This window comes from Lentzea sp. NPDC004789 (assembly GCF_053601075.1).
This window is the reverse complement of the sequence record NZ_JBSGBE010000041.1, coordinates 19874-34946: the sequence shown is the minus strand read 5'-3', so window position 1 is coordinate 34946 and position 15073 is coordinate 19874. Positions and strand designations below refer to the sequence as shown.

The following is a 15073-nucleotide window of genomic DNA, read 5'->3' as shown; positions in this document are numbered from 1 at the left end:
GCCCCGCCACCTACGAAGCCACCCGATACCAACCAGTCGATCAGGTAGCGTGACAACACCTCATCGACCTTGTCCGTCAAAACGGGGCAACCCCACAGCGGCATGAGTGCGGCACACGATCAGCGGCATGAGTGCGGCACACGATCAGCGGCATGAGTGCGGCACACGATCAGCGGCATGAGCGGATGCAGTCCGTGCCCGCGCCGGTCAAGGTCGTAGTGTGGACAACCGGGCAGCGACCGTCCGGTCGTCGTCCGGCTGGGCGAACCGGAATCGTGTCAAGTCCGTCGTCACGAACGTTCGGATGATGAACAGGTCGTGGTTGCCCTGCCCTAAGTCCAGGTACGCCCCTGCCGCGCCGGCCGCCGGGCAGAGACTGCCCCGAGAGGCAAGCGTCGCCTCAACGCAGCGATCACACGCGCGAAGAAGCCCGCTCCGTTGGCGCCACGCAAGTCGTTTCCCACTTCGTCCTTGTGCTCGGACTGCTTCATCGTCCTGCGTTGTGCTCTGGACCGCTGCGGCGACGCCCTAGCGTTGCCACCACCGGCGGCGTTGTCGATCGTCTTGGGAAACAACGGGCGCGGTCGAGGGAGTGGGCGTTCTGATCAGAGTCGATCGGATGGTCGGCCAGTCCCCGGACCTCCACCAGTCGAACAACTGCCGCGTGGAGATGACCGGGACTTTGAGAGACTGGACGAACTCGCGGCGCTGGTAGACCTCCGACACGCGCTGGTCCGGCGGCAGCCTGCGTTCGTGGTTCACGATCAGTGCCCCGCCCGCCACGGGCGTATCGGGCCTGATCTGGGGCCACGTGTCCAGGTGGCGTTGAAGATCGGAGACGAGGCCTTCCTTGGCGCGACCGCTTTCGGACTTCACTTCGACGAGCACGTTGACGGCGTCGAAGGTGGCCAGCAGATCGGCGGAGCGAGTGGAGCCCAGTTCCTCATCAAGGTCGATGACGTCGAACCCGGCGTCGACGAGTACTTGGCCGACTGCTTTGGCAAGTACAGCGCCGGTGCCGTGGAACAACCCGTCGCGCACGTCGTCGGCGGCGGCTTTGGCGTCGGCTGCCTGCTGTTCGAGAGTGGCGCGCTCTTCCGCGTGGCGGACCATCATCTCGGACAGTGCCTGCCGTGTTGCCGCTTCCGCCTGCGTCTCGAGACTCGGGTCGACTGCGGAGGAGGTGCGGTGGCGCCGTGCCGCTTCCGGGTTGTAGTAAGGGATCGCCTGGTGGGACAGCCAGTCGAGCACCGTGTTCCAGTCGAACCCGTCCGGGAGGATGTAGCAGCGCTGGGAACCGTCCGACGGAACCCACACCGCCGCCACTGGAGCGCCGAGCTGGTCGAGCAGGAGGCGGCGGAGGTCGCCGTCCGGCTCGGCTTGGTGACGGAGTGCGCCGCTCGGCGAGTACGTGTGGTTTGCCTGCAGACTCAGACCCCACCATGGGGCGTTGTCCGGCGCGCTGTTGCGCAAGCGTAGGGCGAGGTCGCGATCCGGTTGATCGAGGTCGGTGGCCAAGTTCGGTTTGACACCGGTCGGAAGTCGTTCACCGCGGACGTAGGTGTCGGCATCGGACAAGCTGACCGCCGTCGACCCTGTCTGATCGAAGACGGAGAACTGATTCGCCGGCCTCTTCACGGGCCCAACGACCGTGATCACCAAGGCCGTTTCCGCCCGTTGGAGTGCACCGGACAGAAAACGCCTGACCGCGGTGTCACCTGCGGCCTCGAAGAACTTCGGCTCGAGAGTTGCAACGCAGTCGGAGGTCTCCGAGCCGATCCAGCGAGGTTCGAGGCCGTGAACGGCCCAGTCGATTTCAACGGACCTGAGGGTGGACTGCCGGGCGGGACCATTGCCGAGAGGGCGTCGCTGCGTCGGGCGTTTCGCCGCGATCTCATCGCGCGCGGCCGGGGAGAGATGGCCGATGTGGACCGGCAGCCGAGCGTCCATTTCGCCATGTTAACGAGCCGCGCGGCCCGCAGGAGTTCCGACTGTCGGGCGGGCCGGTGCTGCGCGCTCAAGTGCAAGCAGGCCGCCGACCGCGACTGTCACGTTGCGGGGACCGTCCGTTAGTTGATGCGGGAGCCTTGACGGATCCGTTGTAACGCGTTCAGCGGTCTGCTCGACCAACACTCCAACGAAAGGTCCGGCACTCGATCGAGTGGTTCAACGACATTGAGCTGATCCAGTCGGCGCAGGTAGGGAAGAGTTGCAGCTCTTGGTTGCAAATGCAATGCTGGGTAGATACTGGAAGATGCTGGGGTAGGTGATAGGTTCTGTTCATGACGGAGGCACTGGAGAACCTCGAGCGGCAGATCGACGAGTTGCGCGCCCAGGTGCGCCGCGCGGCGACCTCGGGTGATCCGGTTCGGGCACGTGAGTTGCGCGCTGATCTGCGCAGGATGGAACAGGCGTGGGAGAACGCCCTCGCCGCGCTGACCGCTCCTGTCGCGGAAGTGGGTGAACCGGCGCAGACCGGGTCCATCCTTCCCGCGCGGGAACAGGTCCATCAGGCGCTCGTGCTCCTGACGGTCCCGTCAGCACCCAAGCTGGTCGTCTCCGTGCACACCGCCGTGTTCGGTGGTGACCTCACCAGTGTCAAGCTCACCAGCCTGAAGCGCGATGAAGAGCGGTCGTTCCGGTCGTCACCCCACGCCCGGCCGTACTACCTCTGCAACGCGCTGACCTACGACAGACTCGTTCCCGCCCGCGGTCTCGTGGCCGTCTCCACTTGGCCGTTGGCACGGCGGGTGGTCGGGCCGTTGAGCGCGCGGGTCGACTTCCTCCGCGTGGGCATCGCGCTCGCGCACCAGGTCGAGCGCATGAGCGCCCCGACCGCACCTGTGCTGCGACTGCTCTGGCAGTACGCGGCGAACATCCCGGACGCCGCATCCACGTTCGACGCGATGCAACCCGCGGTGGTCGCTGCCGCTGCGGCTGCGGAGTTGAGCGTGCACGAGGACGCGGATCTCGCGCATCGCGAGGACGCGGCCGAGCGAGCCCGGACCCAGCTCGATGAGACCCATCAGCTGTTCGGCTCCAGCTTGAAGGTCGTACGTCGTACCGCGACCGACTCCTGAACCACCCTCCTCACGGAGCACCCCGAGAAAGAAACACGGTGACTGAACCGAATTCGCGCTTGGACGGCATTCGGGGGCCGGCCGAGCCGACGAAGCACAACGCCAGGACGATCGCAGCGCTGACCAGCAACCCCGGCTGTGCGCGCAGGCGAGTCCTCGACGCCGCGGGCGTCGACAAGAAAGCCCTCGCCGAGCACCTCGGTGCCCCCGCACCTTTCGGCGATTCCCCGTTCGCGCTCGCTCGCGGCAACGTGTTCGAGTCCATCGTCAAGGCCAACGGCGCCGCAGAGCTGATCCGGTTGCTGCGGGAGATGCTCGGCCTGTCGTTGCCCGAGGTCGCCTACCACGCCCTGGACAACGTCGCCGGGCGTGAGTCGCTCGACACCCGCCACCGCCGTTCGGTCCAGCTGCTGCGCGACGCCGCGCGGTCCGCTGAGGACTCCGGCACGTTGTTCGCCCATCCCTTGCTGCGCTTGGACATCGGTGGCCGGGCCGTGTACCTCGAGCCCGACCTGATCGCGTTTCAGATCGCAGGCCGCTTCCACATCGTGGAGATCAAATCGTTCCCGGTGATCGACCGGTGCGCGGAATCCGGGAAGGTGGCGGCCGCGGCGATCCAGTCGGCGGTCTACGTCATGGCGATGCGCGACTTCGTCGCCAGCCTCGGTCACGACCCGGAGATCGTCTCGCACGACGTGGTCCTGGTGTGTCCGAAGGACTTCTCGAACACCCCGACCGCAGCCCTGATCGACGTACGCAAGCAGCTCACCACTCTTCGGCGCCAGCTCGACCGCCTGGAGGACCTTGACTCGATCCTGGGGGTGCTTCCGCCAGGACTGACGCTGGAACTGCGGCCGGACAGCACAGGCGCGCCGACGCGTCCGGTCGGCGAGCTGGACGAGGCGCTGAAGCACCTCGAACCCCGTTATGCACCCGAGTGCCTCTCGGCGTGCGAGATGTCGTTGCGGTGCCGTGAGGAGTCCCAGGGGCGGACCGAGGCGCTGGGCCGGTCCGTCCAGGAACAGCTCGGCGGGATCGAGTTCGTCTCCGAAGTGCTGTCGTTGGCCGCGGGCACGCGGCCGCCGTCCGTCCACGAGGAAGAGGCCGCGCGCATGCTCCGTGCCGCTCACCGCCTCCGCAGCCAATGCCTGGGAGAGACCGCATGACCACGTTGACCGCCTTGGCGCGGGCGCACGCGGTGGAATCCGGTTGTGCACAGCCCATCACCACGGTGCGGCACGTCCACGTCGCCGACCGGCCGTTCGTGTGCGTGCCGCTGGCGCTCGCCGGTGAGGCGAACGCACCACTGGCCGCACTGGTCGGCGACGAGCGTGAGCACCCTCGACTGCTCGTCGTCCACCAGCCGCGTGACCGCGACCAGCGATTCGAGTTAGCACACCGCATGGGGCAGCTGTTCCAGGGCTACATTGCGAGGTTTCCGTCGGTCGTCCAGGAACGGGTGCACGAGTCCACCCGGCCGGTGGACGGACCACAGCTGTGGGTGCCGAATCCGAGGTCGACCGCGTTCCTGAAGCTGTTCGGCCGTTCGACCCGGTACCGCTCGGTGGACGGCCCGTATCCCGTCGAGGAGACGGTGCCGCGGCTCGGCCGGTGGCTCACGCAGTTCGTCCACGAGGCGGAGTACCCAGGCCAGTCGATGCTGCTGGAGGCGACGACGGTGCTGATTCAGCACTGGGCCACTGGGCAGAGCGCGGTGGAGGACGCGCACCTCCCCGCCCTGATGGCGTGGCTGCTGCCGCCGGACGGCATGAACGGCCGGGCGGCCGCGCTCGCGGCCGAGGACCCGGTGACCCATCCGCCCGCGGGGCCCGCGACCGACCCGACCTTCGACCGGGAGGTGCTGGCACCGGCGATGGCGGCCTACGACGCCGCGAGCACTCCGGTCGCGCTCCGCACCGCCAGGGAACGGCTCGAGTCCGCGTTGCGAGGGCAGCTCGCACCGACGTGGGACCTCGTGTGGCAGGCGATCGACCTGATGAGGCAGCTGCCGCCGGGCCAGCGGGTGGTCAAGAGATGGGTTCGTGATGTCCGGTCGAACCAGGCCTTCTACGCCCGTCTCAACGACGGCAGTCCTCCTCAGCCGAAGCGTGACGGCGCGGTGGCTGCGGCCAGGAGGCTGAGTCGGCTGGAACGGACGCAGGCCAACTACGAGGCGCAGCGGGCGTTCGATGACCCACTGGTCATGGCCGAGCACCGCCTGGCCGGCAACGCCTTCGTCGGCACCGTCGTCGAGGTCGTGGTGGACCGCTTCGCGGGGAAGGCGCGGCGACCGCTGATCAAGGTGCGGACCGACGACCCCGTGTCGCTCGTCTCCGGAACGGTCCTTGACCCACGCCGGGAGCGGCAGAAGGCCGAGATTCTGGGAGTGGAGCAGGACGGAGGTGCCCTGATCATCTCCTTGGAACTCGCGGGTGGGATGGGGAACAAGACGAAGGAGCCACCTCCTCCCCGGAGTCTGCCGGCGGAGGGCGAGGAAGTTTGCTATAGCGCGTTGAGCGACGAGTTCAAGCGAGACGGAGACTTCCCGAGCCTCGACGAGACGCCGTGGACCCACGGAGGGCCGCCGGTGCCGGTGCGGGTGACGAACGAGGACGTGCAGGAGGACTGGTCGTGACCACAGTGGACCCTTCCGCCGCGGCGGACCGAGTCGTGGCCGCCGCACTGTACGACTTCCTCGAAACCGACCACCGCGGAGTCGTGGTCGACTCACCTCCCGGCGCGGGGAAGTCGACCCTGGTTGTCCGCGCGAGCACCGAAATGGCGGTCGGCGGTGAGGCCGTGATGGTGGTCGCTCAGACCAACGCGCAGGTTGACGACCTGATCGACCGGATGGCCCGGCATGCGCCCGGCGTGACGATCGGCCGGTTGGACGGCACCGATTATGTGCCGGACCGCCGGATCGCACATCCCAACGTGACCCACAGCCGCAAGCTCGACGAGCTGGGACGGCCGCAGATCACCATCGCCACGGCGAAGAAGTGGTCCTACGTCAAAGATGTCAGCTGGCGGAGGGCGATCATCGACGAGGCCTACCAGATGAGGTCGGACGCCCTTCTCCAGGTCGCGCCGCGGTTCGACGAGGCTCTCTTCGTCGGCGACCCCGGGCAGCTGGACCCCTTCTCCACCATGGAGCTCGACCGCTGGGCGGGCCTGCCGTGGGATCCGATGCAGAGCGCGGTGGCGGTGATGCAGCGCAGCAACCCGGAGTTGCCCGTCCACCAGCTCCCGGTGTCCTGGAGGTTGTCGGCGGAGGCGGCGCCGGTCGTGTCGACGGCGTTCTACCCGTTCACACCGTTCGACGCCGGAACCGGACCGGGACAACGTCAGATGGGTTTCACCACCCGCCCGTTCCGTCGCGGTGCGGTCGACGACACGCTCGAGATGGCCGCGACGACCGGATGGGCGCTGCACGAACTCCCACGCCAGCACACGATGCGCACCGACGCGGACGCCGTCGAGGCGATCGTGACCATCGCGCTGAGGCTGCTCGAACGCGGCACCGTCGTGACCTCGGCGCCTGATCACGTCGAGCAGCCGGTGACGGCGGACCGCATCGCGATCGGTGCCGCACACCGAGACCAGGTCGCCGCGATCGAGCGCGAGCTCACCGCTCGTGGCGGCGCCGGCATCACGGTCGACACGGCAAACCGCCTGCAAGGCGCCGAGTTCGATGTCGTCATCGTGCTGCATCCGCTGTCCGGGCGGAGGGACGCCACCGCGTTCCACCTCGAGTCCGGCCGGCTCTGCGTGCTGACCTCGCGCCACCGCCACGCCTGCATCGTCGTCGCCAGGGCCGGGATTCAAGAGCTCCTCGACGCGCATCCCACGAGCGAGCCCATGCACATCGACGTGCCGGCGAAGTTCCCCGACGGCTGGGCCGCCAACCACTCCATGCTCGAACACCTGCGACGCCACCGGAATCCGGCGGCCTGAGAGAGACGATGAGAATCCTCCACACCTCCGACTGGCACCTAGGCCGGATCACCGACAAGGAGCCGCGGTTCGCCGACCACGTCGCGGTTCTCGCCGAGATCGCCGCCATTGCGAGGGATGAAGCACCGGACGTCATCATCCACTCCGGTGATCTGTTCGACCATCCACGGCCGTCCTACAAGGACATGGTGAAGGCGAGCGAGGTGCTGCGCGAGCTCGCGCAGACCGCCCCCGTGGTGGTGATCTGCGGCAACCACGACTCGCCCGACCTGTTCCGCTTCATCGCGAGCTGGCTCGGCCCGGACAGCCGCATCCGGTTCGTCGACCGGCCGGTCACGGCGGCCGACGGTGGCATCCTGAACTTTGTCGGTGCCGACGGAGTCGAGTTGAGGCTCGCGGTGCTGCCGTACGTGCACCCCAACAGGATCATGCATGCCTACGAGGACGCGAACGACCTGCGCAAGCGGTACGCGGAACGGGTCAGCGCAATGCAGCAAGCGCTTGCGGAAGAGTTGTTCCGCGACCTGGATCCGCAACGCCACGTCACCGCGTTCGCGGGCCACCAGTACCTCAGCGGGGCGGATCTCGCCCGCCACTCGGCGTCTCCCCACGTGCGTGACCGCTACGCGACCGAGGCTGGTGACATCCCGAAGGTTGGGTACGCGGCGTTCGGCGACATTCACAAACCCCAGAGGCTTCCCGGTGCCGGAGTGGTCGGCCGGTACGCGGGATCCCCGCTCGAGCTGGACTTCGGCGAGCTGGGCGAACAGAAGAGCGTCGTGATCGTCAACCTGGTGCCTGGGGCAGAGGCGGAGATCCGGCTCGTTCCGTTGACCGCTGGTCGCCGTCTGTGGCGCTTCAAGGGCACGATGGACGAGCTTCGGGCAGTGGCACCGACGATCACGGACCAGTTGTGCCGCCTGGAGGTGATGACGCCGACGCCGGACCCGACGTTGTCCGAGCAGGTGTACGCGCTCCTCCCGAACGCCACGATCCTGGACATCGCCGAGAACCCAGAAGACCGCCGGTTGCAGGTGGTGGAAAAGGAACGGGAACCCGGCGCCGAACCGTCCCTTCAGGACCTCTTCGTCGAGTACCTGGAGGAGCACGGAACGTCGGGGACCGCTGCGGAGAACGTGCCGCCGTTGTTCGCGGCGCTCCTGGAGCTGGGCGAGACGGACGACACGACGATTCCCGCGGTGGCTCAGATCGAGGAGTTGCTCGCCAAGCCCATGACCGCAGAAGTGGACGAGGCGGACAAGGAGGACGTCGCATGAGGCCCGTCGAGCTGAAGGTGTGCGGTCTGCGCTCGTACCGCAGGGAGCAGGTGGTCGACTTCACCGGCATCGATCTGATGGCGATCATCGGGGACACCGGCGCAGGCAAGTCTTCGTTGCTGGAAGCCATCTGCTTCGCTCTCTACGGCGTGTGCACGTGGCCCGTCCAGGGCGGTGGTGGTGGCCCTCTGATCGCGTCCAGCGGTGACGGCCTGATGCGCGTCAAGTTCACGTTTCGCATCAAGAACGAGACGTGGAAGGTCACTCGCACAGCTGCTGCCCGCGGTGTGACGCCGCCCCACAAACTCGTATGTCTCGACACAGGGGAAGAGGTCGACGGGTCGAGGAAGGTCACCGAGCGGATCACCGCTCTGATCGGGCTCGACTCCAAGACTTTCCTGCGGGCGGTGATGCTGCCGCAGGGAAAGTTCCAGGAACTCCTGCAGAGCAGCGATTCGGAGCGCAACGCCCTGCTGAAGAGCGTGCTGGACCTCGACTCGCTCTCGGAAATGCGCAAGCGCGCCAAGGCGATGATCGAGCGGCTCACCCGTCCTCTGCACGAGACCGAGCTCCGGCGTCGAGGGCTTCCCGTCGACCCCGCAGCCGGTATGGCTGACGCATCACGTCGTTTCACCCAGTTCTCCAAGAAGCTCGAACGACTGGAAGGCGTTCAGGAGCGTGTCGGCGAAGCACGTGTGCGGGCAGCGGACGCGGGTCGCCGGGAAGTGGAACTTCGTCGCATCGGAAAGCGGTTGGCGGACAAGGTCCGCGCCGGTCTGCAGGACGACTTCGCGAGCCTGGTCATCGCCGACGCTCGCTTCGCCGAGGACGAGGTCGCACTGCGGCAAGAGCTCGACCAGTACGAGGCCGAGGTACGACAGCTGAAGGACGAGCTGGACGACGCCGAGGAACGCGGGATCGGCGTGGCCTCGACGGCGTCCGCCTTGGCCGTTCTCGACGCAACGGCCGAGCAGATTCCGGCCTGGCACGAGGAACGAGCCCGCCTCGCAGCCGAGAGCGCTGCCATCGCGGAGTCGCTCGCCGAGCTGGAGGCCAGTGGGCGGCGACTCGTGGTGCTCGCAGAAAAGGCGGAGACTGCGAGGGCGGCAGCCGACCTCGCGGCTGGCAAGTCGAGCACCGCGACGGCCGATGTCACCGAGTGCCGGTTGCTCCTCGAGAAGGCGCGAACCTCCGCGACGGTCGCCGACACGGCGGACGGCCGCGTGAAGAGCAAGCGCGAGAAGGTCGAACAGCTGGCAGACCGTGCCCTCGTGCTCGGCGAAGAACATCAGAAGGCGACAAAGGCTCTCGAAGCCGCCCAGGACTTCCTGCATGCGGCCCAGCAGGCCGACGCGGTCGCTCACGTGGCCGCCGGGGTCGGTGCAGGTGACGATTGCCCGGTGTGCGCCCGCAGTCTGCCCGAGACCTTCCAACCACCGCTCGGCGCCGACATCGCCGCCGCGGAGAAGTCCGTGGAGGACGCGAAGAAGGCGCACATCGCCACGGAGAAGGCTGTGCAGAAAGCACAAGAGTTGTGGCACAAGGCGGAGGGCGAGCTCGAACAGGAGGTCGAGGCGGCTCGACTCGCCGCAGTCGCGCATGCGGACGCTCTCGGCAAAGCACGAGCTCGCCTCGTGGCGGTGGACCTGGAGGTCGCCGACGATGTTCTGCTCGCCGCCGTCATCGCCGCAGCGAGTGCCGCCCGCGCGGTCGCCGAGACCACGGCAGCCGCGTTGAGTGAGGTGCGCAAGGAACACGACGATCTCCGCGCCAGCATCGACGCGGCCAAGCCCTTGATCAGCCAACGGGCACAGAACGAGAAGAACGCCGTCCACAGTCTGGATTCGAGGTGGAAGGCGATCGAGGACAGCCTCCGGACGCTTCCGTACTACCGCGACGTGGAGATCACCCCGGCGGCCGTCCAGGCCGCTGCCGAGAGGGCGCAGACTCAGAGGACCGCTCTCGGCCACCTCCGAGACCGGCAGGAGCAAGCGGAGACTGCCGCCGGGGCGTCGCGCAAGAAGGCGGAGAAACTCCGCCAGCGGCGTGACGAGCAGATCGAGAAACCGAGAGCGGCCTTGGTTGAGGAGTTGAACGTGCTCGTGGAGCGCGCCTCGGTGGTGCTGAACGCACTGGACCGCGAAGGGATTCCCGGACGAGGCATGGAACCCGCTCTCGCGGACGATTCGGCGTGGGCCGCTGACACGGTGGTCGCGGTCGCGTCCGCTCTCGAAGCGTGCCTCCAGCAGGCGGACGCCTGTCAGGCCGAGGTCGCGGAACTGCGACAACAGATCGCGTTCGCGTACGCAGGCGTCGAGGCCTCTGACGAGGATCACCTCGAGACGCTCGTCCGCAGCACGAACGTCGAGGTCGAGACCGCCAGACGCGAGCGCGGGGAGGCGGCACGGGCTCTTCCCGTCTGCCAGGAGCTCGACGCCCGGCTCGCCGCGGCGCGTCCGGTGGTGGAGGGGCTCCACGAGCTCGTGAAGCTGCTCGCAGACGGGAAGTTCGTCGACAGCGTCGTGCAACGCCGGCAAGGAACCCTGCTCGGCACGGCAAGCCAGATCTTCGAGTCCATGACGGACGGCCGGTTCGGCTTCGCCGCGAAGTTCAAGATCGTCGACACGACCACCGGGCAGGTCCGCGACGTCAAGACGCTGTCCGGCGGCGAGACCTTCCTGGCCAGCCTGGCGCTTGCGTTGGCGCTCGTGGAGGTCACATCGCGAGGCGCAGGTCGCGTCGAAGCGCTTTTCTTGGACGAGGGGTTCGGGACTCTCGACACGAACGCGCTCCATCAGGCGCTGGGAGAGTTGCATCGCAACGCGGGCGAGGGTCGCTTAGTGGCGGTGATCAGTCACATGCGAGACGTGGCGGACAATTTCGAGAACATCCTCATGGTCGAGAAGACGGCCAGGGGCAGCACTGCGAAGTGGCTGTCTCCGGAGCAACGCGACGAACTGATGGCGGACGACCTGGCTTCGGGACTGAGGTCCTGAGCTGCCGGGGTTCGTCGTGCGCCGAGCCCTTGACATCACGACGCCTTGGCTGGCCAGAGGTGGTGAGGTTCTGGCCAGCTGCGGCTGTTGCCACCGAAGCAGCCGAGACGGAGGCATGCTGCCCATGTCTCCTCCGCCTCGATGGCGTCGAGGGGAGTCCTCGGGCCGAGGCACGCTTGCCCCGCCACGTCACCCCTGATCCCGGCTTGCATTTCGTTTCTCGTTCTGACTCCAATGTAACGCCCGAGATCGGTGTCGCGACTGACAGATCAACCTACACGGAAGAGGCGAACATGGCCGACAGCGTGGAATGCGCTTACTGCGGACAGAAGAAGTCGGAACGCGTGAAAAAGCGTCCACACTGCGGCAATGGCTGATCCGGTCACTCATCGGACACGGATCTGCATGACCTGCCCCTCAGGGTCGACTCTGGCGTCGAACGGGCCTTGATCGACAGTTCCCTCGACGGACCAGGACTTGTCCGCCAACTGTTCCACCCGCGACACGAGCACCTCCGGGTGGCCGGCTGACACGAGCCACTGGACGGCGGTCTCGGTGACATCAGCGGCCAAGGGTTGCGAGCGTTTCACCAGGAGTCCCCGGGCACGCAGTTGAATGCCGACGGCTTTCAACATGTCGTAGCTGAAGTTCCCGGACACACCGGCGAGGACGGCATCCCTCAGGAAGTCGGCCACGTTCAGCGTGTGCGCTCTCCCGGACAGCTCTTCGTCCGATGAGCCTTCGCCGGCGAGTCCGGTCAGCACGAGGTACGAGCCGTCGTCCAGCGGCAGGTTCAGTCGTGTCACCAGCACATGGTGGCACGGTGGCGGACCACCAGCACCGAAAGGACCATGTGAAGATTTCCGGCACTCCCCGGCAGGTGTGGTGGTTGGGTTTCTGGCAGACCGCTGAGCACGTGCACTGGTGGCTGTCATCGGATCAACCGGATGCCGAGCCGCCGGAGGTAGGATCCATACCTCGCCACCGGCTCGCTTCGCCGCTGAACGTCTTGATGTCCGCACTTCCCGGCCTCACCACGCATGAGCGGACAGACCTCGCCGAGATCGACCACCGCATCGAACGGGCCGTCCTCCCGACTTCCGCGACGTCAAAGACCTTCGACGCCGTCACCGGCCAAGAAGATGTGGACGTGATGGCTGCTGTTATCGCTGACCGCATCGAACTTCTCGCCCGACGGGCCACTGTGCTCGACGGCGCCGCACGGCGATCGTGGACGGGGGCGATGGTCGACGTGGCGGACAACCTCGCCCTGCTCCGCGAGCTCGGGTCGATACTGCTGCCACAGGCTCTCCGGGGCCGGCTCGAACGGGCAGAGCCAAGCACTGCGAGGGTCATCATCGCTCCCGGCCCCGGATTGTCGTTCGTGCCGTGGGAACTGCTGGTCGTGGACGACGAGCAAGACGTCCGTTTGATTGAGCGCGCGGACGTCCTGGGCGGCATCAGTCCGGGCCTGCTGGTCAACTTCGCCCGTCCGGCTGCGCCGTTCGCGGCCGGAGGTCCTGCGCTGCGCGTGGTCGACCCCATCGCGGCCGGGAGTCGGACCGGTGGCGGGCGCATCTACCCCGACGGGATACCCGACGAGTGGCACGCCAGGTCCGACACGGAAGACATGGTGCTCGGCGCAGTCACACCCGCGGGCTGTTCACCGGGCGAACTGGGCGCTGCGCTGAGGTCCCGGACGTGGTCGCAGATGGTGTTCGTCGGCCACGCCTCAGCGGCCGACACCACGATGCCGACTACGGCCAGCCTGGAGTTCGCCCCCGATCCCGACATTGGGGAAGGGCGACTTACCGCCGGACGGTGGCTGCGGGAACCGGAGAAGTGGCCCGCGCCCCGGCGGGTGGCGTTCATCGCGTGCCAGTCGGATGACGCCGGGTATGCCGAGCAGATCGGTCTGACGCTGGCGGCCCTCAACGCGGGCGCGCGCACCGTGACCACGACCCGCTGGAGTCTGCCCAGCGACGGCTCTGAACACCTGGTCGCCGGGGGAGCGGGGATCGGGTGCGCCACGACCGCTCTCGCATTGGCCGTCGACGAGGCGTTGACATCGAAGGACCCGGCCGGTTCGGTGTGCGACTGGCAACGCGACCGGCTGCGCTCGTGGCGTTCGGCAGGCACCGACGCCGAACGCCGCTTGCATGCTCCGCTGGTGTGGGCCTCGTTGGTGACCTACGACGTACCGGAGGCGGCGATCGCCTCGATCCCCGTGGTCGACGAGCCGCCGCCCCAGTCCTCCACAGCACCGGACGAGGAAGACGATGCGGGGTGCGAGGTGCCTCAGGACGCGGCGGAGGCAGCGAGCCGGTTGGCGGCTGGCACGGAGGCGTTGGGGCGTGCCGACTGGAGCGGAGCGCGTGACCACTACCTGGTGGCCCTCGCCGGGTTCCTGGCCGCCGACGACCGAAAGGGCATCGCGGACGCGACGATCAACGTCGGGAACACCGCCTATTTCCTGGGCGAACTCGATGAGGCAGAGCGGCGCTACCGCGCCGCTCTGCCGCTGTACCGCGAGCTGGGCATAGCACGCAGCGTCGCGATCGTGGGGCAGAACCTGGGCAACGTCTGCTTCCAGCGCGGTGAGCTGGACCTCGCGGCGAACCAGTACCGGGAAGCCGCCGACGACCTGCTGAGCGGTGGTTTTCAGCGCGAGGCGGCGGACACACTGGTGAACCTCTCCGCAGTCCTGGTCTATCTGGGCCGACCGCAGGAGGCCCTGAAGCACCTCGATAGGGCCGGTGAACTGTACGGGGAGACCTGCGGAGAAGGCGAACTGGAGGGCAAGCTCGCCGAACTGAACCAGAACTCGGGGTTGGCCCTGGCGGAGGTGAAATCGTTCGACCTCGCGCGGGAACACCTGCAGTCCGCCCTCCGTCACTGGACCTCCGTGGATCCGTCGGAGAACCAGGCCGCCCGGACGAACCACAACCTCGGCCTCGTCGCGTTCCGTGCGGGAAACCTGGCAGAGGCGCACCTCAGGTATTCCGAGGCACTGGCCTACTTCCTGAACGTGGGCAACCACCACGATGCCGCCGACACCCAGTTGGGCCTGGGGATGGTGGCCCGCAGGCGTGGGGAGGAGGAAGAGGCACGGGTGCTCTTCCGCCTCGCGCAGCATCACTACCGCCAGACCGGGCAGTGGCTGGCCCATGCGCGGGCATTGTTCAACGAGGGCTTGACCTTCCCGGAAGACAGCTTCACGAGGTTCGCCCTGCTGGGTGGGGCCTGGGCCGCGATGCAGTCGATGTCGTGGCGACTGCCGCAGATCGCCGAGCGTGCCGGGTGGCGCACCGCCATCGACCACGCCACCGACGATTTCCTGCGGTCCGCGCGGCTCGGTGGTCGTCACCGCCACTTCGCCGAGATCGTGGAGTCGCTGCGCATATCCGGGACGCTGCGCCGATTCGTCGAACCGGCTCGGGCACCGGAGTCGCGGGACGACGACCGGGATGAGTTGCGCGTAGAACTACTGCCTCCGACGACTCTCTCTTCCGCACCCCTCCCCTGGACGCTGTGGTCGGCCGCCGACGAAGTGCCCTGCGACGCGCCACCTTGGATCGACTGCGGCTGGCCGATCGCGCTCGGCGACGTCGTCGAACGCGCTCAGGAGATCCTCGCCGACTCGGGAAGCCGCCCGCTGCGCAACGGAACCGTCTCGCTGCTTCCCCTTCTTCACTGGTCTCCAATTGCCGGCGGGGAATCGGGAGACCTCCTCTGAACGGCCCTGTTCGAAACTCGAGCCTACGAC

Annotated in this window: 9 protein-coding genes; 7 read left to right on the top strand and 2 right to left on the bottom strand. The window is 67.5% G+C overall.

What is annotated here, in order from left to right:
• Window positions 1-528: 528 nt before the first annotated feature.
• Complete coding sequence (locus ACWEIJ_RS45180; protein ID WP_449843466.1) at window positions 529-1950, bottom strand: hypothetical protein; 1422 nt, start codon at window positions 1948-1950, stop codon at window positions 529-531.
• A 332-nt stretch (window positions 1951-2282) separates the two neighbouring features.
• On the opposite strand from ACWEIJ_RS45180, the gene ACWEIJ_RS45175 reads away from it, so the two are divergent.
• The 6 genes from ACWEIJ_RS45175 to ACWEIJ_RS45150 are packed head-to-tail and all read left to right on the top strand — an operon-like array spanning window position 2283 to window position 11307.
• Window positions 2283-3080 (top strand): hypothetical protein, encoded by a 798-nt coding sequence (locus ACWEIJ_RS45175; RefSeq protein ID WP_449843465.1) that lies wholly within the window; start codon window positions 2283-2285, stop codon window positions 3078-3080.
• Window positions 3081-3118: 38 nt separating this feature from the next.
• Window positions 3119-4246, top strand: coding sequence for a hypothetical protein (locus ACWEIJ_RS45170; protein WP_449843464.1), 1128 nt, complete (start codon window positions 3119-3121; stop codon window positions 4244-4246).
• The gene (locus ACWEIJ_RS45165) at window positions 4243-5715 is read left to right on the top strand and encodes a hypothetical protein (protein WP_449843463.1); all 1473 of its coding nucleotides are present in this window, start codon (window positions 4243-4245) and stop codon (window positions 5713-5715) included. The genes ACWEIJ_RS45170 and ACWEIJ_RS45165 overlap by 4 nt, the downstream gene beginning before the upstream one ends.
• Window positions 5712-7034: an AAA domain-containing protein gene (locus ACWEIJ_RS45160; RefSeq protein WP_449843462.1), complete on the top strand. Its 1323-nt coding sequence runs from the start codon at window positions 5712-5714 to the stop codon at window positions 7032-7034. Before ACWEIJ_RS45165 ends, ACWEIJ_RS45160 begins: the two co-directional genes overlap by 4 nt.
• 8 nt (window positions 7035-7042) lie before the next feature.
• Window positions 7043-8311, top strand: a complete 1269-nt coding sequence (locus ACWEIJ_RS45155) for a metallophosphoesterase family protein (RefSeq protein ID WP_449843461.1) — start codon at window positions 7043-7045, stop codon at window positions 8309-8311.
• Window positions 8308-11307 carry an AAA family ATPase gene (locus ACWEIJ_RS45150; protein ID WP_449843460.1) on the top strand — a complete coding sequence of 1000 codons (3000 nt, stop codon included), beginning with the start codon at window positions 8308-8310 and terminating at the stop codon, window positions 11305-11307. The genes ACWEIJ_RS45155 and ACWEIJ_RS45150 overlap by 4 nt, the downstream gene beginning before the upstream one ends.
• A 386-nt stretch (window positions 11308-11693) precedes the next feature.
• Here the strand turns inward: ACWEIJ_RS45150 and ACWEIJ_RS45145 are convergent, their stop codons facing one another.
• Window positions 11694-12113 (bottom strand): hypothetical protein, encoded by a 420-nt coding sequence (locus tag ACWEIJ_RS45145; RefSeq protein ID WP_449843459.1) that lies wholly within the window; start codon window positions 12111-12113, stop codon window positions 11694-11696.
• Window positions 12114-12130: 17 nt separating this feature from the next.
• Between ACWEIJ_RS45145 and ACWEIJ_RS45140 the strand changes: the two genes are divergently transcribed.
• The gene (locus tag ACWEIJ_RS45140) at window positions 12131-15043 is read left to right on the top strand and encodes a CHAT domain-containing tetratricopeptide repeat protein (RefSeq protein WP_449843458.1); all 2913 of its coding nucleotides are present in this window, start codon (window positions 12131-12133) and stop codon (window positions 15041-15043) included.
• Window positions 15044-15073 lie beyond the last annotated feature (30 nt).

Bases quoted from the DNA above. Each gene is read 5' to 3' on its own strand.
- ACWEIJ_RS45180 (WP_449843466.1), bottom strand. From the start codon at position 1,950: ATGGACGCTCGGCTGCCGGTCCACATCGGCCATCTCTCCCCGGCCGCG.
- ACWEIJ_RS45175 (WP_449843465.1), top strand. From the start codon at position 2,283: ATGACGGAGGCACTGGAGAACCTCGAGCGGCAGATCGACGAGTTGCGC.
- ACWEIJ_RS45165 (WP_449843463.1), top strand. From the start codon at position 4,243: ATGACCACGTTGACCGCCTTGGCGCGGGCGCACGCGGTGGAATCCGGT.
- ACWEIJ_RS45155 (WP_449843461.1), top strand. From the start codon at position 7,043: ATGAGAATCCTCCACACCTCCGACTGGCACCTAGGCCGGATCACCGAC.
- ACWEIJ_RS45150 (WP_449843460.1), top strand. From the start codon at position 8,308: ATGAGGCCCGTCGAGCTGAAGGTGTGCGGTCTGCGCTCGTACCGCAGG.